This is a genomic window from Janthinobacterium sp. PSPC3-1 (assembly GCF_049896105.1).
Lineage (GTDB): Bacteria > Pseudomonadota > Gammaproteobacteria > Burkholderiales > Burkholderiaceae_D > Janthinobacterium.
In genome coordinates this window covers 1-21643 of the sequence record NZ_JAFCTQ010000012.1, presented here as the reverse complement: position 1 = coordinate 21643, position 21643 = coordinate 1, and the positions used below count along the sequence as shown (strand labels likewise).

Genomic DNA, 21643 nt, shown 5'->3' with positions numbered 1-21643 from the left:
GCTTTGGCAGAAAATAATGGGGAAAGGAAACCCATGCACAGCCTGCCCTCCACCCCTTCTTCTTCTTCGACGCATCCGGTCGTCCTGCCGTCCGGAAAATGGCGCGAAGCGCTGCGCGGCTTGCGCGCCTCGCTGCCCGTGATGCTGGGCTTTGTGCCGTTTGCGCTGGTGCTCGGGGCGCAGGCCGCGCAAAAAGGCTTGAGCGTGGCGGAGCTGGCCCTGATGACGGGGCTGAACTTTGCCGGCGGTTCGGAGTTCGCGGCGGTGCGCCTGTGGACTTCGCCGCCGCATCTGCTGCTGATCGTCGGCATGTCGTTGTTGATCAACTGCCGCCACATCCTGATGGGCGCCGCGCTGGTGCCCTACCTGCGGCATCTGCGGCGCCGGCAAGCCCTGCCGGCCCTGTTCCTGATGTGCGACGAAACCTGGGCCCTGGCGCTGGCGGACGCGCGCGCACGCGGACGCATCAGCATGCCCTACTACCTGGGCGTAGCGGCCGGCCTGTATGCCAGCTGGGTGGTGTTTACGGCCACCGGCGCTGCGCTGGGGCCGGCCATCGGCGACATGGAGCGGTTCGGCTTCGACATGGCGTTCACGGCCGTCTTCCTGGTGCTGCTGAAGGGCATGTGGAAAGGGGTGCGCGCCAGCCGGCCGTGGCTGGTCAGCCTGGTGGCGTCGGCGTCGGCCTATCTGCTGCTGCCGGGCGCCTGGCATGTCGCGATCGGCGCGCTGGCGGGCCTGGCCGCCGCCGTGTACTGGGCTGGCCGCCATGATTGACCTGCCGACCCTGCTGGTGATCGTGCTGATGGCCTCGACCACTTATCTGACGCGCATCCTCGGCTATTTGCTGCTGCGCAACCGCCAGCTCAGTGCCCGCACCCTGGCCGTGATGGACAATGTGCCCGGCTGCGTGCTGATCTCGGTGATCGCGCCGGCGTTTGTGTCGGAACAGCCGGCCAACCTGCTGGCGCTGGCCGTCACGGTGCTGGCGGCCATGCGTTTTTCGCTGCTGCCCACCGTGATGATCGGGGTGGCGGCGACGGGCCTGCTGCGCCACTGGCTGGGGTGATGCCGTCATCGCCGTCGCGGTCATGGCGGACCCTAATAAATTATTAATCGCCCGCAGGCATGCTGTGCCTCTGTTTCAACCGCCTGAAAGAGATCCACCGCATGACGCATCCACACACCGTATTTTCCCTGTTGTTCGCCGCCATCCTGGCGGTGGCGTTGCCGGCCGCGCAAGCGCAGGTGCTGGCGCCGGAACTGGCCGCCAAGGAAGCCTCGCCGGCGCCATCGCAATGGGGCCTGGGCCTGGCCGTGGGACTGGACCGCAAGGCCTACCGCGACTACGACAACGACGTCCAGGCCCTGCCGCTGTTGCTGTTCGAAAATCGCTACATCAGCTTTTTCGGTACCACCCTCGACGCCAAGCTGCCGTCAAGCGGGCCGCTGTCGTTCCGCCTGCGCGCGCGCTATGCCAACGATGGCCATGAAGCCAAGGATTCGCCTTACCTGGCAGGCATGGCCGAGCGCAAGGGCGGCGTGTGGCTGGGCGGCGCCGTGCTGTGGCGCGGCGGCGTGGTCAATGCCTCTGCCGAAGCGCTGGCCGCCACCGGCGACGCCGAAGGCAAGCGCGTCAAGCTGGAACTGAACCGCGATTTTCAGGTGGGCGCCCTGACCCTCACGCCGCGGGTGGCGGCCAACTGGCAGGACAAGAAATTTGTCGATTACTACTATGGCGTGCGCGCCGCCGAAGTACGCGCCGGCCGTGCCGCCTACACGGGCGACGCCGCCAGCAATGTCGAACTGGGCTTGCGCATGGGCTACGCCGTGGCGCCGCGCCACAATGTGTTTGTCGACCTCAGCGCCACCAAAATGGGTAGCGCCATCAAGGACAGCCCGCTGGTCGACCGATCGAACCAAGGCAGCGTCAAGGCCGGTTACCTGTACAGCTTCTAAGATGGCGGAAACAGGATGCGCACGCAAAAGCCGCGGCCATCGAGGCCGGCGCCGGTAACGATGCCGGCCCGGTGCAGCCGCGCGATGGCGGCCACCAGCGACAGGCCGATGCCGCTGCCGCGCCCGTTGTTGCCTTCGGCAAGGCGGTGAAAGCGCTGGAAGATACGCTCGCGTTCGGCTTCCGGCACGCCGGGGCCGTCGTCGGCCACTTCCAGGTAGACCTGGTTTTCGGCATGGCCGCAGGCGATGCGCACGCGGCCGCCGGGCGGCGCAAAGCGCAGCGCGTTATCGATCAGGTTGCGCAGCAGAATGCCGATCTCGTCGATATCGCAGGCGATCTGGCACGGCGTGGCGGCGATGACCAGGGTGCGCCGCTGCTGCTCGGCAACCACGTCGAATTCGCGCACCACGTGCACCGCCAGTTCACTGAGGTCGGCCAGCGCCGCGTGCGCCAGGTGGGCGCCGGCGTCGAGCCGCGCCAGGTCGAGCAGTTGCTCGGACAAGCGGGTGCTGCGCTGGGCCACCGCCAGCAGCTTGGCCAGCGCCGCGTCCTTTTCGGCCAGCGTGGCGGCTTTCAATGCCACTTGCGCCTGGGCCTGCAGCGCCGACAGCGGCGTGCGCAATTCGTGGGCGGCATCGTCGATAAAGCGCCGCTCGCTTTGCACCGCCTGCCCCACCTGGTCCAGCAGATGGTTGAACGAGACCACCAGCGGATGCAGTTCCGTCGGCAGTTGGGCCAGCGGCAGCGGCGTGAGGTCGAATTTTTCCCTGCTGCGCAAGGCCGCGCCGATGCCGATGACCGGGTTCAGCGCACGCCGCACGGCCCAGGCCATCAGCGCGCCGCCCATCAGCAATAACAGGGTGCTGACGCCGAGCACGGTCAGCACCTTGAGCCTGATTTCGGCGTCGATGCTGCTTCGCAGATTGCCCACCTGCGCATGGATGGTGCCGCTGCTGTCGGCCACCGAATACACGCGCCACTGCTTGCCATCGATCAGCGTGGTGCTGAAGCCGTCGATGAAGTCCGGCCGCAATGGCGTCAGCGGCGCGTCCGGCGCGCGCACCACCTGGCGCGTGCGGTTGCTCCAGATCTGATAGCTGGTATCGTCGTCATACGATTGCTTGACAGCGGGCGGCAGCAATGCCGGTTTGACGGCAGCGAGGGTGCTCATGCCGGGCGGCATGGACAGCAACACCCGGTTGCCCAGGCTGCGCAAATCGTCGTCCCAGGCGCCGCTTTCGCCACGCGCGATATAGCCGAGCGTGACCGCCAGCACCAGCGCCCAGCAGATGACGATACAACTGCCGATCACCAGCAGCATGCGTCCGCGCAGCGACTTCATGCGTCGCCGCCTTCTATCATGTAGCCCTGGCCGTGGACGGTGGTGATGATGTTGTCGCCCAGCTTGCGCCGCAGCTGGTGGATGAACACCGCGATGGTATTGCTCTCGATCGCGCTGGCGCCGCCATACACCATTTCGTGCAGGTAATCGCGCGTGACGATATGGCCGGGCCGCTCCAGCAACGCCAGCAGGGTACGGTACTCATGGGCACTGAGCGCGACCCGCACGCCGGCACGGGTGACGACCCGCTTGCCGAGGTCGAGCTGGACCTCGCCGCAGGTCAGCAGCGGTATCACCCGCCCCTGGCTGCGCCGTATCACCGCCCGCACGCGGGCCCACAGTTCATCGAACTGGAAGGGCTTGACCAGGTAGTCGTCGGCGCCGGCGTCGAGCCCCGCGATACGCTCGCTGAGCTGGCCGCGCGCCGTCAGGATCAGCACCGGCGTCACGTCGTAGCGGGCGCGCATGGTCTTGAGCAGGCTCAGGCCTGATTCGCGCGGCAGGCCCAGGTCGAGCAACATCACCGAATACGCGCCGTCCAGCAAGCGCAGCCGTGCCGCTGCCGCGTCGGAGGCATGGTCGATGGTCCAGCCATTTTGCCGCGCGCCATCGCAGACCGCGTCGGCCAGCATGCTGTCGTCTTCAACCAGTAGTATGTGCAAGGCAGGCTTTCGAAATCGGCTGGAAGCTGCCATGGTACCGCGCGTTGATTAATCGCTTGTTAATGCTCTCCGTACAGATTGCCGCGGATCGCCGTGTAATAACCCTCATTCATGGCCTGCGCCGTGGCGCTGTCCGCGCCCGTGATGGCGGCCACGATCTCGCCCGGTGACGGCAGGCTCTTGCGGTCGAGCATCGAATCGGGGTGCCATAGTTTCGCCCGGTTGATGGCTTTGCCGCAGTGAAACAGTACTTCATCGATCTTTACCACGATGGCGGTCTTCGGCAGGCGTGCGCCTTCGGCCAGCGCCCGCAGCAGTTCGGGATGCATCGACATCGCCGCATGGCCGTTGATGCGCATGAAGATTTCCAGGCCGGGGAACAGGAACAGCATGCCGATGCGGTCGTCGCTCTGCAGGTTGGTCAGCGAGGCGATGCGGTTATTGCCGGGCCAGTCCGCAAAGGCGACCGTCTTGTTGTCCAGCGCATGCACGAAGCCCGCTGCGCCGCCGCGCGGCGAGGCGTCGAGGCCATCGGCGCTGCCGCTGGCCAGGCAAAAGAAGGTCGCCGCTTTCAGATAGCTCAGGTGAAACGGCAGCAGATGGTCGAGCACGGCCTTGACGATCATGTCGGACGGCGGCGCGTACAGCTCACTTAAATTCACGTTGGTCATGGTTTATCCTGGAAGCGGTGATGATCACCACCATAGCGCCCAAACCATGGCGCTGCTAAGCTATGGATGCCAATCAATAGCCCGATCGCGCCATGTCCACTGCCACCCCACTCGCCCCGCTGGAAATCAAGCTGCATCACGCCGTGACCATGGCCGATGGCGAGCCGCCCCTGATCGCCGTCACGGGCAAGGAAAGCGCGCCGCGCGAGTCGATGCCGCACAGCCATCCGCCGGGGCAGCTGCTGGGCCTGTTTTCGGGCTTGCTGACGGTGCGTACCGACGCCGGCGCCTGGACCATTCCTACCACGCACGCCATCTGGATACCGTCCTCGTGCACGCATGCGGCCCGGTCGCATGGTCCGTTTTCGGGCTGGGCCGTGTATGTGGCGCCCGAGCGTTGCGCGCAGTTGCCGCAGCTGCCGTGCGCGATCAAAGTGTCGGGGCTGTTGCGCGAAGCGGTGCTGCGCGCGGCGCAGTGGGAGGTGGCGCCACTGGATCGCGCCCGCGCGCAAGTGGCGCAAGTGTTATTGGATGAGATCGCCGCCGCGCCGGTCGACGCGCTGGGCCTGAGCCTGCCGCGCGAAGCGCGTTTGCTGCGCATCGCCAACGCCCTGATCGCCGACCCGGCCGATCCGCGCACGCTGGAGCAATGGGCCGTCTGGGCCAACCTGGCGCCGCGCACTCTGAGCCGGCGCTTTGCGGTGGAGACTGGCATGAGCCTGACCGCCTGGCGCCAGCGCGTGCGCCTGCTGCGATCGCTGGAACTGCTGGCCGGCGGCTCGCCCGTGACGACGGTGGCGTTTGATCTGGGCTACGACAATGTCAGCGCCTTTATCGCCCTGTTCCGGCGCACCTTCGGCACCACGCCGGGGCGGTACTTTGCGGTGGGATTGACACCAACGGACGAGGGCTAGACGTCGTTAAAACTCTTCCCACTCCGACAGTGCCGGTTCCGCCTGCTGCTGCTTCTTGGCGGAAGCTGGGGCATGGATCTGTGACGCTGGCGCCGGCCTGGCCACCGGCACGCTAACGACGGCAGGCTTGATGCTGGCCGGCTGGTCGCCCAGCTTGAATACGCTGACCACCTGCGCCAGGGTGGCGGCCTGTTCGCGCAGGGCGGCGGCGGCGGCGGCCGATTCCTCGACCAGGGCGGCGTTTTCCTGGGTGTCGATGTCCATGTCGCTGATGGCGCGGTTGATCAGTTCGATGCCGGCCGTCTGTTCGGCGCTGGCCGAGGTGATTTCGCCCATGATGTCGGTCACGCGGCGCACGCTGTCGACCAGGTCGGTCATGGACGCGCCGGCCTGGTGCACCAGCGCGCTGCCGCTGGCCACCGAACTGGTCGAATCATCGATCAAATTCTTGATTTCCCTGGCCGCCTGGCTGGATCGTTGCGCCAGGTTGCGCACCTCGGTGGCGACCACGGCAAAGCCGCGTCCCTGTTCGCCGGCGCGCGCTGCTTCCACGGCGGCGTTCAGGGCCAGGATATTGGTCTGGAACGCGATGCCGTCGATCACGCCGATGATGTCGGTGATCTTGCTCGACGACTGGCTGATCTGGTCCATCGTGGCGACCACCTGCGTGATCATGGCGCCGCCGCGCTGGGCCGCGCCCGAGGCGGTATCGGCCAGCACATGGGCCTGGCGCGCATTGTCGGCGTTCTGCTTGACGGTCGCGGTCAGCTCTTCCATCGACGAGGCCGTCTCTTCCAGCGAACTGGCTTCATGCTCGGTGCGCGACGACAGGTCCTGGCTGCCGGCCGCCACCTGGGCCGAGGCGGCCGCGATGGCGTCGGTGCCGGCGCGCACCGTGCCCACCGTGCGCGCCAGGCTGTCGTTCATGCTCTTGAGCGCTTGCAGCAGCTGGCCCATTTCATCGCGCGATTCGATGATGATGGTGCTGCTGAGGTCGCCAGCGGCCACCGTATGGGCCACCTTCAAGGCCTGCGCCACCGGTTTGGTGACGGAATGGGTGATGAGGTACGACAGCAGCGCGGCGCACAGCAGGGCGACGCCCGACAGCACGATCAGCAGCAGCCGCGTGGTGAGATAGGTGTCGTGCGCGCTGGCGGCGTTCATCGTGGCCTGCTCGCTTTGCAAGGCGATCTCTTGCGCGATCAGCCGCTTGTAGGCGTCGAGCATGGCGCGCACCTGGTCGTACATATACGTACGCGCTTCTTCCAGGGTGCTGGTTTTCACCAGGTCGAGCAGATGGTCCTGGCCTTCGGCATAGCGCACGTGGGCGGCGCGCAGCTGTGCCAGCAGCTCGCGTTCGCGCGGCAGGTTGGCGATGCGCTCGAGCCTGGCCATGTCGGCCACTGCCGCTTCGCGCGCGGCCAGCACGGCGCCCACTTGTTTTTGCCGGTCGGCCGGATCGGTGGTCAGCATATTGTTGCGCAAGGCGATGGCGATATCGTTGACGTGGTCCGCCAGCGCATTGGCAATCGCGATCTTCGGCATGCTGTCCTTCACAATATGGTCGGTGCCTTGGTTGATTTTGCCCAGCATGGCCAGGCCCAGGAAGGAAATGACGATCAGCATGGCGCTGATGGCGCCAAAGCCCAGCGCAAGGCGTTTGCCGATGTTGATGTTGGAGATGAACTTCATGATGGGCTCGATAAGGAAGTGGGAGGACCGGCCGCGCCTGCGAAGCACGTTGTCCTGGGCACACGATACTAGTCTTTTTCATATCACATATCTATAGTGCAATAGACGTAGACCAGTGGCGGCAATCGCCGCGGCGATGGCTATCCAGGCGGCAATTGCGCGTTTTGCCGTAGCGTTTTCGGCTATATTGTGCCGCTACACCCTTCTCTTCCGTCCATAGGCCCGCATGATTTCTCATCGACCATTCCGATTGCTGTTTCCCTTCCTGCTGGCACTGCTGCTGGCCTTGTCATTTGGCGCCAGTCCCGCCTGGGCCCAGGCCGATGACGACGCCGCCACGGTCGACCAGCGCCTCGACACCTTGCGCAAGCAGATCACCACGATCCAGAAGACCCTGGACGGCGAGGCCGATGTGCCGGACGCGGCGCTGTCGCAAATGAAGGCCGATGCGCTGGCCGCCAGCGCCGAGGCCGACAAGGTGGCGGCCGATATCGAACCGCAGCTGGCCGGGGTGCAGGCACGCCTGGCCGAGCTGGGCAAGCCTGCCGCCGGCGCCAAGGACGCGCCCGACGTGGCCGAGCAGCGCAAGCAGCTCGACCACAGCAGCAGCGAGCTCGACTCACAGGTCAAGCTGGCGCGGCTGTTGTCGGTGGAAGCGGCCCAGGCCTCCGAGCAGGTGACCACGGTGCGCCGCGCGCAACTGCAGGCGCGCCTGGGCGAGCGCACCTCGTCGATCCTGGCCGGCGCCTTCTGGAAGCAGCTGCATGCCGAATGGCCGCAGACGCACTTGCGCCTGCAGAACCTGGGGCAGGAACTGGTCGATGCGGCGCGTGCCACGCCGGTCTCGGTATGGGCCATCATCTTTGTCGGCATCGTGCTGCTGCTGGCTGCCAGCGTGTGGATCTCGCGCCATCTGCTGATGCTGACCTCCACCCGCGTGCCGCACGGCCGGCTGCGGCGCTCGCTGCATGCGCTGGCCGTGCTGGTGCTGGCGCTGGCCACGCCGGGCCTGGTGGCCGAACTGCTGGCCTTCGGCATGCGCTGGAGCGGCAACCTGTCCGACAAGACCAACGTGTTCCTGAGCAGCCTGATCGGCATCATCTGCTTTGCCGGTTTTACGGCCGGGCTCGGCCACGCCCTGCTGTCGCCGAACCGTACCTCGTGGCGCCTGTTGCCGCTGTCCGATGCGCTGGCGGCGCGCATGGGCCGCTACCCGACCGTGTTCGCGCTGGTGATGGTGCTGGTATGGGCCGCCGAGCGCGTCTCCATCGTCATCAATACGGGCTTGTCGACGGCGGTGGCGGTCAACTGCATCGTCGCGCTGGTGCTGAGCATCACGGTGGCCTACGGTTTGCTGCGCGCCGAACGCTGCTGGCGCCAGGTGCGCGCCGCCGACCCGGATTCGCCCGTCACGCCGCTGTGGCTGCGCTGCGTGGTGGTGGTGCTGTGGCTGGCGCTGGCGGTGAGCCTGATCAGCCTGCTGGTCGGCTATGTGGCCTTCGGCAGCTTTGTCACCAAGCAGATCACCTGGATCATGGTGGTGGTCTGCACCACCTATCTGCTGACGGTGCTGGTCGACGATGTGTGCATGCTGCTCGCTTCGCGCCCGCCGCCGCCGGACTCGAGCAACCCGGTGCTGGCCACGCCGAAGGCGCGCGACCAGGCGGCCGTACTGCTGTCGGGCCTGGGCCGCGCCCTGATCGTGCTGCTGATGCTGATGCTGCTGCTGGCGCCATTTGGCGAAGGGCCGGCCGAACTGTTCCAGCGCCTGGGCAAGCTGCAGGACGGCCTGGCCATCGGCGAAGTGGCGATCCGCCCCGGCTCCGTGATCCAGGCCTTGCTGGTGCTGCTGGTCGGCTATATCGGTGTGGGCTTTTTCAAGCGGTGGCTGCAAAACAGCTACTTGCCGACCACCAATCTCGATTCGGGCATGCAGACCTCGTTCCTGACCCTGTTCGGCTATGTCGGCGCGATCACCGCCGTGGCGCTGGCGCTGTCGTCGGCCGGCATCGGCCTGGAACGCATCGCATGGGTGGCGTCGGCCTTGTCGGTCGGTATCGGTTTTGGCCTGCAGGCGGTGGTGCAGAACTTTGTATCGGGTTTGATCCTGCTGGCCGAGCGCCCCGTCAAAGTGGGCGACTGGGTCTCGCTGGGCGGCGTGGAAGGCGATATTCGCCGCATCAATGTGCGCGCCACCGAAATCCAGATGGGCGACCGCTCCACCGTGATCGTGCCGAACTCGGAATTCATTACCAAGACGGTGCGCAACGTGACCCACGCCAGCCCGCTGGGCCTGGTGCAGGTCAAGCTGCCGCTGCCGCTGGGCACCGATGCGGAAGCGGCGCGCGCGCTGATCCTGGGCGTGTTTGTCGACAACCATGATGTGCTCGACACACCGGCGCCCAGCGTGCAGCTCGACGGCATCGACAATGGCAACCTGCTGTTCAACGCCACCGGCTTTGCCTCCTCGCCGCGCCTGACGTCGGGTATCCGCAGCGCCCTGCTGTTCGAACTGCTCAAGCGCCTCGATGCCGCCGAGATCTCGATCGCCAAGCCGAACACCATGATACTGAGCGCCTTGCCGACGCAGCTCGAAGCGCCGGCCATTTCGGCCGCCGCCCCTTCGGCGCCATCGCCGTCCGCCCCGCCGCTGGGCGCCTGAGGCCCATCCCTGCCCCGCTCCTGATCACGTTTCACGTGAAACAATCAGGAGCGGCATGCTCTTGCACGATTGCATCAGTACCATTTGTCCGTTTTCAGGCACGATAGCGTCTCCACGTATTTCTGCCGAAGGAACACCATGCTTACGATTGCCATCGCCCAGCGCAATTTCACCATCGGCGATTTCGACGCCAACACCGCCGCCGTCCTCGACCAGATGCGCCGCGCCAGCGACGGTGGCGCGCAGATGGTGGTATTTTCCGAGCTGACCTTGAGCGCCTATTACCCGGGCGACCTGTTCGAGGATGCCACCTTCTTGCGCAGCATGGACGCGGCGCTGCAGACGGTGCTGCAGGCATCAAAACGCTGGCCGGCGCTGGTCACCGTGCTCGGGACGGCGCGGCCCAACCCCGGCCCTGGCAAGCCCTTGCACAACGCGCTGCTGGCGATCCGGAACGGCCAGATCGTCGCCGAATACTACAAGCAGTTGTTGCCCACCTACGGCATCTTCGACGAGGGCCGCCATTTCGAGGCGGGGCCACCGGTGGCCTGCACCCTGGAGGTGGCCGGCCACAAGGTGGGCTTCATGATCTGCGAAGACGGCTGGAACGACGAAGGCAAGGCCTACGCCGTCAATCCCTTCGCCTCGCTGCAGGCGGCGCGGCCCGACTTGGTGGTCAGCATCAACGCCAGCCCGTCCGATATCGGCAAGCGCGCGCTGCGCCACGCCGTGTTCGGCGCCGCCTGCCGCCGCCTGGAGCTGCCGCTGCTGTTCGTCAACCAGGTCGGCGGCCACGACCAGCTGGTGTTCGACGGCGCCTCGTTCGCCATCTCGCCGCAGGCCGGGGTGCAGTTCGAGGCGGCCCGCTTCGTGGAAGATTTTCAATTGCTGCGCTTCGAGGGCGGCCAGTTCCGCCAGCCCGATGGCCAGCCGTTTCCCGTGCCTGATGTGGACGGCATCCCCGCGGTGGAATTCGCGCGCCGCCAGATCGTGCTGGGTTTGCGCGACTATGCGCGCCGCTGCAAGTTTACAAAGGTCGTCGTCGGCTGCTCGGGCGGCATCGATTCGGCGCTGACCCTGGCGCTGGCCGTCGAAGCATTGGGGGCCGAGAATGTCATTGGCATCACCATGCCGTCGGTGTTTTCCAGCGCCGGCTCCGTCACCGATTCGGTGGCCCTGTGCGCCAACCTGGGCATCACCCTGCTGACGCACCCGATCCGCGACATCGTGGCGCACTATGAAAGCGGTTATGCGGCCGCGTTCGACGGCAAACTGGCCGGCCTGCCACTGGAAAACCTGCAGGCCCGCGTGCGCGGCACGATATTGATGGAATACTCGAACGCGTTTGGCGCGCTGCTGCTGACCACTGGCAACAAGAGCGAAATCTCGGTCGGCTACTGCACCCTGTATGGCGATACCAACGGCGGCCTGGGTCTGATCGGCGACCTGTACAAGACGGAAGTATTTGCCCTGTCGCGCCATGTGAACGCCAGCGCGGGGCGCGAGCTGATCCCCGTCGCCGTGCTCGACAAGCCGCCGTCGGCGGAACTGGCGCCGGGCCAGCGCGACACCGACAGCCTGCCGCCCTACCCCGTGCTCGATGAAATTTTAAAATGGCATATCGAGGGCAACCGCCTGCCGGCGCCGGAAAGCGCGCAGGCGCTGGCCTTTGTCGGCCAGCTGCGCGAGAGCGAGGAAGGCCGCCGCCTGGTCACGCGCATCCTCGGCATGGTGGCGCGCAATGAATACAAGCGGCGCCAGGCGGCGCCCATCATCCGCGTGCGATCGCGCGCCTTTGGCAGCGGCCGCCAGTTGCCGATCGCCGCCCACTACCCCACCGGAGACACCGCATGAGCCCAGTACATTCCCCCCCTGCCTTTGACTGTGCGGTATTGATCGGCCGTTTCCAGCCATTCCACAGCGGCCACGCTGGCCTGCTGCAGGCGGCGCTGGCCAGCGCCGCGCAGGTAGTGGTCGTGCTCGGCTCGGCTTTCCATGCGCGCAGCCCGAAGAACCCGTTTACGTGGCAGGAACGGGCCGCCATGATCGCCGCCAGCCTGCCCGAGGCGCAGCGCGAGCGCGTGCACTACGTGGCCGTGCGTGATTACTACGACGATGGCCTGTGGGCCGACAGCGTGCGCCGCAAGGTGGCCGCTGCCGTGCCAGCCTCGCGCGTGGCCCTGGTGGCCTGCTTCAAGGACGCCACCAGCTATTATCTGCACCATTTTCCGCAGTGGCAGATGCTGAACCAGGAGATCGACGCCGGCGCCCCGATCGGCGCCACGGCGATCCGCAAGGTGCTGTTCGAAGCGGAAGATGTCGACGTGTCGCTGGGCGCGCTGGCGCAGCTGCTGCCGAAGGCGATCGCCCAGTACCTGAAAGCCTGGACCATGCTGCCGTGGTATGCGCCGCTGGTGCAGGAGCACCGCGCCATCGAAGCCTACAAGACGCGCTGGCGCACGGCGCCGTATGCGCCGATTTTCAGCACCGTCGACGCGCTGGTGCAGACCGGCGGCCATGTGCTGCTGGTGAAACGCGGTGGTTATCCGGGCAAGGATTTGTGGGCGCTGCCGGGCGGCTTCCTGGAGCCGCGCGAACGCCTGCTGCAGGGGGCGATCAGGGAGTTGGCGGAAGAAACGCAGCTGGGCGTGCTGGCGCCGACCCTGGAAGAAGCGCTGGTCGGCGTGGCCGTGTTCGACCACCCCGACCGCAGCCAGCGCGGGCGCACCATCACGCACGCCCACCATTTCAACCTGCAGACCAGCCAGTTGCCCGAGGTTTCCGCAGCCGACGACGCGGCGCTGGCCCGGTGGCTGCCGCTGGCCTCACTGCCGGCGATGGAGGAAGAGTTTTTCGAGGATCATTTTCATATCCTGAATCACTTCTTGAAGCTGACGCACGAAGAGCGCTGACACTGCACAGCGTCAGCGCTCTTTGGGAACCGGCTTACGACGTCAACCGGTTCCAGCCATGGCGCACGGCATCCTTGAAGTTTTCCCATGCCGACTGCGGGTAGGTATGCTCCCAGTTGCTGCGCAGGTCGGGTTCCACTTCGTCCCATGGACGGCCGCGATAGCTGTCGCTGCCCGCCATCGAGCGGCCATAGCGGTAGGCCGGATCGTAGTCCTCGAAACGCGCGCCGGTGCTCAGGTAGGTCGAATCCCAGTGGCTGCGATAGTACTGCTCGTCGTCGACGATATCGTTCGACAGGGTGTCGACGCGCGGGTAGCTGCGCACATTGCGCGTGCCGCCCAGGCTGGTCGCGCCGCCCGGTTGAATGAAGTCCGGCGTGTCGTCGCGGGCGAACTGCTGCGAGGCCGCCGATGACTGGCTGAGGTTACCGACAGGAACGGCCGGATTGATGCCCAGTTCGGCGCCCGCGCCCAGCGGCGTGGCCTGCTGCGACAGGCTGCCCGCCTGCGACTGCGATTGCAGGTTGGCGGCGCTACTGCCGCTGAGGTTGCCCGTGCTGCCGCCGGCATAGCCCGCGCCGGTGGTGCTGTCGTCGCGGCTCCAGCCGCCGGCGCGCCACTGCTCGCTGTGCTCTTCGATATTGAGCGGACCGAAGTCTTCCACGATATCGCTGGCGCGGTCGATCTCCGCGTCGCTGGCGCTTTCCAGGGTCAGCACCACGTGGCCGCGCGAGACGGCTTCCGCATACACATAGCGGTCTTCATGGCTGCCGAACAGGTCGGCAAAGAAATGCTTGATGCTGGCGACAAAGCCGTCGTCGTCGCGTCCGGTGGTATTGGCGACGGTCGAGGTGGCCGAGGGCGCGCCGCTATAGTCGCTGGCCGCGTCGTTGAGACGGATGCGCTCGCTGCCGAAGCCCGAGGCGATCAATTTTTGCCGTGCGCTTTCGGCCGATGCGCGGTTGTCGAATACTGCTGCCAAAGTCTGTGCCATGATGGTCTCCGATCGGTAAGGGATAAGGTAAGTGCATCATTCGCCGTAGCCGCAGCCTGCCTTTTGGTAAAAGGCAGCGTCTGCAGTCATGGCACTAGTCTAGGACGAAAAACAGCGGGACGTCGTTCCTTTGCCGTGCGGGAATTGTTTCACGTGGAAGAGAGGGGAGCCCCCACGAACTCGCGCAGGAAGTCGATAAAGGCGCGCACTTTCTCGGCAATATGCCGGCTGTCCGGATACACGGCATACACACCCTGCTGCGGAAATATCACCTCGGGCAACAGGTGGCGCAAACGCCCTGCCCGCACGTCCGCTGCCACCTGCCACCGCGGCAGCAGCGCCACGCCGCAGCCGCCCAGCGCAAAAGCGAGCAGCGCCGAGGCGGAGTCCGATTCGATCATGGTGTCCTGTTCGGCTGCAAACGCGACCTCTCCCTCCGGCGTCTGCACCTGCCAGCGCAAGGGCGTGGCCAGCCTGCCGTGCGCCAGCCAGCGTGCGCGCTGCAGGTCCTGCAGCGTGGCGATGCCTTTTGCGGGCAGGCTGGCCAGGTAGGCGGGCGAGGCGACGGGCCAGATCGCGTAGTTTTCCACCAGCGCCGCGCGGTAGCTCGAATCGTTCAGCTGCCCCATGCGGATCGCCAGGTCATAGCGGCCCGAGATCAGGTCTTCGTGCGAGGACGATGACGAATGCTGGATCTGCAGTTGCGGATGCACGCCCGCGAACGCGATCAGCGCGGGCACGACGGTGCGCTGGCCGTATTCGACCGTGGTGGTGATGCGCAGCGTGCCGCGCAGTCCCTGGTGGCCCTGGCGCGCCGTTTCGATCGCGCCATGCGCTTCGCCCAGCACGCGCTGGCAGTCCTCGTAAAAACGCCGGCCCACATCGGTCAGCGCCAGGCTGCGGGTGCTGCGCGTGAGCAGCGATACCCCCAGTTCCGCCTCCAGCTGCTTCAGGTTGAAGCTGACGACGGCCTTGCTTTGCCCCAGCACGGCGGCCGCGGCGGTCAGCGATCCGGCATCGACAATGGCGATAAAAATCCCGAGGCGGTCAAGACTGATCATGGATAAAAGTGTGGAAACATGCGGGTTTCAAAGGAATGTCAAAATATTTTTGACAGTGTAATCGCAAGCATGGCCTTATGCAAATCGCGGCCAGGCCGCAAGATTGCGCTTTGCCATTCGGAAGCACCATGGACTACCGCAAACAGGTCGCCGCCATTTACCTGCTGGGCTTTTTCATCGACCTGGTCAACATGTTCATCACCAGCGTGGCCTATCCCGACATCGGCCGCGCGCTGCATGCCTCGGTGGCGCAGCTGGGCTGGATCAGCACCGCATATATCGCCGGCCTGACTGTCGTGATGCCCTTCAGTGCGCGACTTGCTGCTTATTATGGCAGCAAAACCGTCTTTATAGCGTCTTTGCTAACTTTTTTCTTTGCAAGTATTGCTGCCGGACAGGCCGATTCGATCGGCGCGCTGATCGCCTGGCGCGCGCTGCAGGGCCTGGGGGGCGGCCTGTTGATCCCGCTGGGGCAAAGCATGACCTACCGGCTGTACCGCCCTGCCGAGCGCCCTGGACTGTCGTCCGTGATCATGCTGGTGGGCTTGCTGGCGCCGGCGCTGTCGCCGGCCATCGGTGGCATGATCGTCGATGGCCTGTCGTGGCGCTGGATTTTTTACCTGAACGCCCCACTGGCGGCGCTGGCGCTGCTGCTGGCCGTCCGCTGGCTGCAGCCTGATTCGCCGCGTGCAGCGCTGCGCCCGTTCGCCTCGATGCTCAATCTGCGCCTGATCGGCGAACCGCTGTTGCGCGTGTCGATGCTGGTGTATCTGCTGGTGCCGGGCGTGTTCATGGGCGTCAGCCTGCTGGCCACCTTGTATTTGCAAGGGATCCTGGGCATGTCGGCCGCCGGCGCCGGCGCGCTGATGCTGCCTTGGGCGCTGGCGTCATTTTGCGCGATTGCCCTGACGGGAAAAAGCTATCGCCGCGTGGGGCCACGGCCGCTGTTTCTCGCCGGCACACTGTTGCAGGCGGCCGGCATCTTGACGCTGGCGTGGGTCGATACCGGCAGCCAGCTTTTCCTGCTGGCGGCAGCCTATGCTCTGATGGGTTTTGGCGGCGGCCTGTGCAGCAGCACGGCGCAAAGCACGGCCTTCCTGCGCACGCCGGACAGCGATTTGAGCAGGCCAGCGCCATCTGGAACATCAACCGCCAGCTCGGGTTTTGCCTCGGCGCCGTGCTGGCCAGCGCGCTGCTCGAGATACTGCTGGCCGCGCATGGCGTGACTGCCGAAGACGCGCGCGCCATGCCGGTTTTTCACCTGTGTTTTGCGCTGGCGGCGGCCTCGGTGGTGCTGCCGCTGGCGCTCTGTTTGCGCATCGATAACCGCGCTGTCCTGCATTTACTGGAGAAGACGAAATGACCGCATCGAACCGCTATTTTGACGACGTTTTATTTACCCACATGCTGATACGCGACTGGCTCGCCGGCGCAGAAAAGGATGCAGAAAAATGCGCCGGTTTGCTGGCGCGTTTTTCGGCCGGTTTTTCCATGATCGCGCCGTCCGGAAAACAATTGGATATCACCGGCCTGACGGCTTTTTTTACCGCTGCCGCGGGCAGCCGGCCAGGCTTGCAGATGCGGATCAGCGAGCTGGCGCTGCTGCAGGAAAGCAGCGCTGGCGCCGTGGTCAGTTATCGTGAAATCCAGTCGCAGCCGGGCCTGGACAGTACCGAACGATGGTCGACAGTCGTGTATGACAACAGTCCCGATGGACTGCTGTTGTGGCGCCATCTGCACGAAACCTGGGTGGTGTGAAGCGATGCGCGCGCGGTGTTTTCCTACAGTCGCGCAAGACGTGCGCCGGGTACGCTGCAGCGCTCTTCGGCCTAAAATCACCTCTTTTAGCGTCCCTTGACAGGAGATCAGCCATGAGCGAGACCATCAAACCCCAGTCCGAGCTATCCAGCGACCAGGCCCGCAACAGCCGCATGGACAAGACCGATGCCGACAAGGCCGCCGGCGACCCGTATGCCAACCAGGGCGGCGGCAAGATCGCCAGCGGCACCGCCAACAGCGGCCACTGGGCCAACGACGTGATCACGCGCGAGAGCGGACCGACCGCGATCGAGCAGGAAAACATGCACACCCTGGGCCAGCCCGACAGCCACGCCAACGTCAAGGGATCGGGCCAGCAGCCGCAAAGCGAAGCGGGCAAGCTGCTGGACGACCGGCCAGGGCGCAACGAATCGAAAGATATCCACCGCTCGTTGAACGTGCACGAATAAACGCAAGTTTCCGTGGTGTTGTCGGGTTACGCGCAAGCGCTAACCCGACCTACGTTAAATCATGCAAATCCCTGACCACCGCCGGACCCACCGTCAACTGCGAAAACGCCACTTCCAGCCCGCCGCGTTCCGGCGTGCAGCACATGGGACCCACCAGGTAGCGCGCGGCGACCGGAAACGGCGCCAGGCGCAGCAGCGGCCACACTTTTCCGTCGACCGAATACTGCACCCGGATCACGCCCTCGCTGACGGTCACGCGCAGCCAGAAACCGTCCGGCATGGCCGGCGCGGCGCTCACCGCCCAGTCGGAATGATCGACCGTCAGCACGGTGCTGAGCCATAGCTGACCGTCGGAGAATTCGACGCCGCATTTGATCCAGTTTTCGGCGTCGATACGCACCATCAGGCCGGCCTGGTCGTACAGGGTGGCGTAGTGCCCGGCCACATGCACCTGGGCCGTGAAATCGCCGTCGGTGGCCACGCCGAAAAAGTGGCCGCTGTCGCGGATAAAACCGTAGCTGGTCTTGCGCCAGAAGTCGGTCTTGTCGTCACTGGTGACGCGCAAGGTGCCGTTTTCAAGCGACCATTTTTCCGGCTGGTTCAACCAGCTCGCCTGTTCAAACATCGTGTCTCCTCCGTGGTTCAGAAATCATGCGATAGTCCCCATCCCAGCGCCTGGTACAACGCGACCGCACTGGTGTAGGACGCGGTCTCCGACTGCAGCGCCTCGCGCCGGATCTCGTACAGCGTTCGCTGGTTTTCCAGCACCGCCTGGTAGCTGCCGGCGCCCGCCTGGTAACGCGTGCCGGCGATCTGCAGCGCGGCGCTGGCGTGGCGTGCCGATTGTAGCAAGGACGCCAGCCGGGACTGATTTTCCGCCAGCTGCGTGACGGCGTTTTCCACCTCTTCCTGCGCCAGCAGCATCGCCTGTTCATAGCCGGCCAGCGCGCCTTGTGCCACCGCCTGCGTGCCGCGCACGCGGGCCCTGGCGCTACCCAGATGAAAAGCCGGATGGCTGATGGTCGGCGCCAGTTCAAAGGCGCGCGCGCCGCCGTCCAATACACTGCTGCCGCGCAGCGCAAAAAAGCCGAGAAAGCCGCCCAGGCTGACCCTCGGATACAGGTCGGCCGTGGCCGCGCCCACGTCTTCGCTGGAGGCGGCCAGCAGGCGCTCGGCGCGCACCACGTCGGGCCGCTGCCTGATCAATTGATTGACGTCGCCCAGCGGCAGCTGGCCCGCCAGCGGCGCCGCCTGGGCGGCGTTCAAGGCCAGCGCGGTGGCTCCCGGCGCCTGGCCGCCAAGCACATCGAGCCGGTACCGCGCCTGGCGTAAATGCGCCTGCAAGGGCGGCAGCGCGGCCTCGCTGCGCGCCAGGTTGGCCAGCGCGTTTTGCCGCTCTTCCGGCAGGCCGCTGCCGGCGGCCAGGCGCGCATCGATCAGGGCCACCGTTTCGCGCCAGCTGTCCACCTGTGCTTGTGCCAGCGCCAGGCCTTGCCGGTCGCCCAGCGCCTGGTAATAATTGCGCGCCACCTCGGCCGCGATCACCAGCTGCGCCTGGCGCAGATCGGCTTGCGCGGCGTCGGCGCGCGCCTGCGCCGAGCGGCTCAGATGGCCCAGGCGGCCGAACAGATCGAGCTCCCAGCGCGCATCGAGACCGAGCCGCGTGCTGGCCGTGGCACTGCGTATTCCGGGCGCGGTTTGTTCCACCTTGCGCTGCCAGCCGGCCTGGCCGGTAACGGCGGGCAGCCGGTCGAGTTCCCGCTCGTCGAACACGGCGCGCGCGGCCAGCAGACTGGCTTGCGCCTGCGCGATATCGCGGTTGTGCGCCAGCGCGCCGGCGATCAGTTGCGTGAGCGGCGCATCATCAAAAAAAGACCACCATGGCGTGCCGCTGGCGACATCGCCAGCGGGTTTGAACTGCGCTTGTTGCGGGCTGGCCAGCGTGATCGTTGGCGTGCCCGGCGTGACGTAGGCAGGGCTGACGGCGCAGCCGGCCAGCAGCAGCGATAAAGCGGAAAAAACGTGGCGATATGGTCTCATCATGATCCTTGTAGTGCGGTGGCCTGCGCCCGTTCACTGGCATCGCCGGCGGCGTGATTGCGGGCCAAAAAGGTGTACATGGTCGGCAGCACGAACAGGGTAAACAAGGTGCCGACCAGCATGCCCGAGACGATCACCACGCCCAGGCCGAAGCGGCTGTTGGCGCCCGCGCCGGAAGCGAACAGCAGCGGCACCAGGCCCACCACCATGGCGGCCGTCGTCATCAAAATCGGGCGCAGGCGGATCTGCGCGGCGCGGGCAATCGCGCTGGCGCGATCAAACCGTTCGTGCGCCTGCAATTCGTTGGCAAATTCGACCATCAAAATGCCGTGCTTGCTGATCAGGCCGATCAGGGTCACCAGGCCGATCTGCGTATAGATATTGATGGTGGCCCAGCCCAGCGCCAGCGGAATCAGGGCGCCGCAAATCGACAGCGGCACCGTGATCAGGATGATCAGGGGATCCATCAGGCTTTCATATTGCGCCGCCAGCACCAGGTAGATCACGATGACGGCCGCGAGAAACGCCAGCAGCAGCGCATTGCCTTCGGTGGCGAACTGGCGCGCGTCGGACTGCCAGTCGTAGCTGAAACCGGGCGGCAGGTTGTTCGCCACGCCATCGAGGAACGCCACCGCGTCGCCCAGGGTGACGCCGGGCGCCGGCACGCCCTGGAAGGTGGCGGCATTTTGCTGGTTGAACTGGGTCAGCTGGTTCGGCCCGACCTCCTGCGTGAGCGTTACCAGGCCGGACAAGGGCACCAGGCTGCCGTCGTCGGCACGCACGTATTGCTGCGTCAGCGCCTGCGCGGTGAGGCGTTGGGCGCGCGGGCTTTGCGCGATCACGTCATAGGCGCGGCCATCCATGCTGAAACGGTTCAGGTAGTTCTCGCCCACCAGCACCGCCAGCGACTCGCCGATGTCCTGCATCCGCACGCCCAGGCTATTGGCTTTTGAACGGTCGATCTTCACTTTCAGCACCGGGTTGTTGTAATCGAGATCGCTGTCGACCACCGCGAACAGGCCGCTGTCGCGGGCGCGCTGCTTGATGTCTTCCATGGTGCGAAACACGGTGGCGTAATCCTGCGCGCTGCGCAGCACCAGCTGCACCGGCAAGCCGCCGCTGGAGCCCGGCAGGGGCGCCATCTGGAAGGCGAAAATGCTGGTGCCTTCGACGTCGCCCACGGCCTGCTGCAGCTCGGCCTGGATCTCGGCCGCATTGCGCGCGCGCTCGCCCCACGGCGTCAGGTTGATGCCGCCGATGCTCGACGCCGTACCGTCGCTGCCGTTGATGATCCAGGTCGATGCCGTCTCCGGCGTGCGCCGGTAAATTTCTTCGAGTTTGCTTGAAAAGCGCTCGACGTAATCGAGGTTGGCATGCTGCGGCGCCTTGATGGCCGTCAGCACGCTGGCCTGGTCTTCCGACGGCGCCAGTTCGCGCTGCGGCAGCAGGTACAGGAACGGCAGGCTGGCCATCACGGCCAGGGCAAAGCCGCCGCTGAGCCAGCGGCGCCCCAGCGACCAGGCCAGCAGGCGCGCATAGCGGCGCGTGAGGCCACCAAAAAAATGTTCGGCGGCGCGCGCCATGCGCCCTTCCGACGTTTTTGACTGCAGCAGGAAGGAGCTCATCACCGGCGACAGGGTCAGCGCCACCACGCCCGACACCACCACCGCGCCGGCCAGGGTCAGCGCGAACTCCTTGAACAGCGCGCCCGTCAGGCCGCCCATCATGCCGATCGGCGCATACACGGCCGCCAGGGTGATCGTCATGGCGATCACGGGGCCGGCCACTTCGCGCGCGCCCGCCAGGGCCGCCGCCACCGGCGTCTTGCCTTCCTCGATATGGCGGTGCACGTTTTCCACCACCACGATGGCGTCGTCGACCACCAGGCCCACCGCCAGCACCATCGCCAGCAAGGTCAGCAGATTGATGCTGAAACCAAAGGCCAGCATCAGCGCGGCCGCGCCCAGCATCGACAGCGGGATCGTCACCACCGGGATCAGGACCGAGCGCAGGGAACCCATGCACAACCAGATCACCAGCACCACGATCGCCAGTGCTTCGAGCAGCGTGTGCGCCACTTCGTCGATCGAGGCCTGGATAAAGCGCGCCGTCTCGAACGCCAGTTCCACCTTGACGCCGGGCGGCAGGGTTTTCTGGATCTCGGGCAGCAGTCGCTTGATGCCGTCGACGATCACCAAAGGATTGCCGCCCGGCGTGGGGAACAGGCCCAGGTGCACGGCCGGCACGCCGTCCATGCTGGCGCTGGTCTCGCTGGCGGCCGCGCCCAGTTCCACCGTGCCGATATCTTTCAGCCGTATCAGCGCGCCGCCATCGTCCTTGCCATTGGCAACCACCATCTCGCGAAACTGCGCCACGCTGGTCAAGTCCGTATTGACGCTGATATTCGAGACGACCAATTGCCCTTTTATTTGGTTCTTCGCGGGGAATGGGGGAAGACGGGGTTGACGATCTGAGCGGGAGGTGGCGGCGGTGGCCTGATGTTGG

At 65.8% G+C, this 21643-nt stretch carries 19 protein-coding genes and 1 pseudogene; 11 read left to right on the top strand and 9 right to left on the bottom strand.

Annotated features, from left to right (window positions below; genetic code table 11):
* The first annotated feature begins 33 nt into the window (after positions 1-33).
* The 3 genes from ACP7B7_RS14480 (at position 34) to ACP7B7_RS14470 (ending at position 1959) form a co-directional block, all read left to right on the top strand.
* Positions 34-777 (top strand): AzlC family ABC transporter permease, encoded by a 744-nt coding sequence (locus ACP7B7_RS14480; protein WP_426077099.1) that lies wholly within the window; start codon positions 34-36, stop codon positions 775-777.
* Positions 770-1069, top strand: coding sequence for an AzlD family protein (locus ACP7B7_RS14475; protein ID WP_308923218.1), 300 nt, complete (start codon positions 770-772; stop codon positions 1067-1069). The genes ACP7B7_RS14480 and ACP7B7_RS14475 overlap by 8 nt, the downstream gene beginning before the upstream one ends.
* A gap of 101 nt (positions 1070-1170) precedes the next feature.
* Positions 1171-1959 carry a MipA/OmpV family protein gene (locus ACP7B7_RS14470; RefSeq protein ID WP_426077098.1) on the top strand — a complete coding sequence of 263 codons (789 nt, stop codon included), beginning with the start codon at positions 1171-1173 and terminating at the stop codon, positions 1957-1959.
* Here the strand turns inward: ACP7B7_RS14470 and ACP7B7_RS14465 are convergent.
* Genes ACP7B7_RS14465 through ACP7B7_RS14455 form a run of 3 tightly spaced genes read right to left on the bottom strand, consistent with a single transcriptional unit; the run spans position 1956 to position 4635 of the window.
* Positions 1956-3302 (bottom strand): sensor histidine kinase, encoded by a 1347-nt coding sequence (locus ACP7B7_RS14465; protein ID WP_426077097.1) that lies wholly within the window; start codon positions 3300-3302, stop codon positions 1956-1958. The genes ACP7B7_RS14470 and ACP7B7_RS14465 overlap by 4 nt on opposite strands.
* Positions 3299-3964, bottom strand: coding sequence for a response regulator (locus ACP7B7_RS14460; RefSeq protein ID WP_426077096.1), 666 nt, complete (start codon positions 3962-3964; stop codon positions 3299-3301). The genes ACP7B7_RS14465 and ACP7B7_RS14460 overlap by 4 nt, the downstream gene beginning before the upstream one ends.
* A 59-nt stretch (positions 3965-4023) precedes the next feature.
* The gene (locus ACP7B7_RS14455; RefSeq protein WP_426077095.1) at positions 4024-4635 is read right to left on the bottom strand and encodes an MSMEG_1061 family FMN-dependent PPOX-type flavoprotein; all 612 of its coding nucleotides are present in this window, start codon (positions 4633-4635) and stop codon (positions 4024-4026) included.
* A gap of 92 nt (positions 4636-4727) precedes the next feature.
* Between ACP7B7_RS14455 and ACP7B7_RS14450 the strand changes: the two genes are divergently transcribed.
* Positions 4728-5549, top strand: coding sequence for an AraC family transcriptional regulator (locus ACP7B7_RS14450; RefSeq protein WP_426077094.1), 822 nt, complete (start codon positions 4728-4730; stop codon positions 5547-5549).
* A gap of 6 nt (positions 5550-5555) precedes the next feature.
* On the opposite strand, the gene ACP7B7_RS14445 is transcribed toward ACP7B7_RS14450, so the two are convergent.
* Positions 5556-7241: a methyl-accepting chemotaxis protein gene (locus ACP7B7_RS14445; RefSeq protein WP_426077093.1), complete on the bottom strand. Its 1686-nt coding sequence runs from the start codon at positions 7239-7241 to the stop codon at positions 5556-5558.
* Between the two features lie 226 nt (positions 7242-7467).
* Between ACP7B7_RS14445 and ACP7B7_RS14440 the strand changes: the two genes are divergently transcribed.
* The 3 genes from ACP7B7_RS14440 (at position 7468) to ACP7B7_RS14430 (ending at position 12815) form a co-directional block, all read left to right on the top strand.
* The gene (locus tag ACP7B7_RS14440) at positions 7468-9903 is read left to right on the top strand and encodes a DUF3772 domain-containing protein (RefSeq protein WP_426077092.1); all 2436 of its coding nucleotides are present in this window, start codon (positions 7468-7470) and stop codon (positions 9901-9903) included.
* Positions 9904-10041: 138 nt separating this feature from the next.
* Positions 10042-11757 (top strand): NAD+ synthase, encoded by a 1716-nt coding sequence (locus tag ACP7B7_RS14435; protein WP_426077091.1) that lies wholly within the window; start codon positions 10042-10044, stop codon positions 11755-11757.
* On the top strand, positions 11754-12815 hold the full coding sequence (locus tag ACP7B7_RS14430; protein ID WP_426077090.1) for a bifunctional nicotinamide-nucleotide adenylyltransferase/Nudix hydroxylase: 1062 nt from the start codon (positions 11754-11756) through the stop codon (positions 12813-12815). Before ACP7B7_RS14435 ends, ACP7B7_RS14430 begins: the two co-directional genes overlap by 4 nt.
* A gap of 34 nt (positions 12816-12849) precedes the next feature.
* On the opposite strand, the gene ACP7B7_RS14425 is transcribed toward ACP7B7_RS14430, so the two are convergent.
* Positions 12850-13809, bottom strand: coding sequence for a hypothetical protein (locus ACP7B7_RS14425; protein ID WP_308923202.1), 960 nt, complete (start codon positions 13807-13809; stop codon positions 12850-12852).
* A 149-nt stretch (positions 13810-13958) separates the two neighbouring features.
* Positions 13959-14870, bottom strand: a complete 912-nt coding sequence (locus ACP7B7_RS14420) for a LysR family transcriptional regulator (RefSeq protein WP_426077089.1) — start codon at positions 14868-14870, stop codon at positions 13959-13961.
* Between the two features lie 128 nt (positions 14871-14998).
* Between ACP7B7_RS14420 and ACP7B7_RS14415 the strand changes: the two genes are divergently transcribed.
* The 4 genes from ACP7B7_RS14415 to ACP7B7_RS14400 all read left to right on the top strand — a co-directional run bounded on the left by ACP7B7_RS14415 (position 14999) and on the right by ACP7B7_RS14400 (position 17098).
* On the top strand, positions 14999-16096 hold the full coding sequence (locus ACP7B7_RS14415) for an MFS transporter (protein WP_426077088.1): 1098 nt from the start codon (positions 14999-15001) through the stop codon (positions 16094-16096).
* On the top strand, positions 16093-16233 hold the full coding sequence (locus tag ACP7B7_RS14410) for a hypothetical protein (RefSeq protein ID WP_426077087.1): 141 nt from the start codon (positions 16093-16095) through the stop codon (positions 16231-16233). The genes ACP7B7_RS14415 and ACP7B7_RS14410 overlap by 4 nt, the downstream gene beginning before the upstream one ends.
* Positions 16230-16628, top strand: coding sequence for a DUF4440 domain-containing protein (locus tag ACP7B7_RS14405; protein WP_426077086.1), 399 nt, complete (start codon positions 16230-16232; stop codon positions 16626-16628). Before ACP7B7_RS14410 ends, ACP7B7_RS14405 begins: the two co-directional genes overlap by 4 nt.
* Before the next feature lie 113 nt (positions 16629-16741).
* Positions 16742-17098 carry a hypothetical protein gene (locus ACP7B7_RS14400; protein ID WP_426077085.1) on the top strand — a complete coding sequence of 119 codons (357 nt, stop codon included), beginning with the start codon at positions 16742-16744 and terminating at the stop codon, positions 17096-17098.
* Positions 17099-17147: 49 nt separating this feature from the next.
* Here ACP7B7_RS14400 and ACP7B7_RS14395 read toward each other — a convergent pair whose 3' ends face one another.
* The 3 genes and pseudogenes from ACP7B7_RS14395 to ACP7B7_RS14385 form a co-directional block, all read right to left on the bottom strand.
* Positions 17148-17723, bottom strand: a complete 576-nt coding sequence (locus tag ACP7B7_RS14395; RefSeq protein ID WP_426077084.1) for a DUF1349 domain-containing protein — start codon at positions 17721-17723, stop codon at positions 17148-17150.
* A 17-nt stretch (positions 17724-17740) separates the two neighbouring features.
* On the bottom strand, positions 17741-19141 hold the full coding sequence (locus ACP7B7_RS14390; protein WP_426077083.1) for an efflux transporter outer membrane subunit: 1401 nt from the start codon (positions 19139-19141) through the stop codon (positions 17741-17743).
* A pseudogene (locus tag ACP7B7_RS14385) lies at positions 19138-21579 on the bottom strand (efflux RND transporter permease subunit); the annotation flags it as partial. The gene ACP7B7_RS14390 and the pseudogene ACP7B7_RS14385, both read right to left, overlap by 4 nt.
* Between the last annotated feature and the right edge of the window lie 64 nt (positions 21580-21643).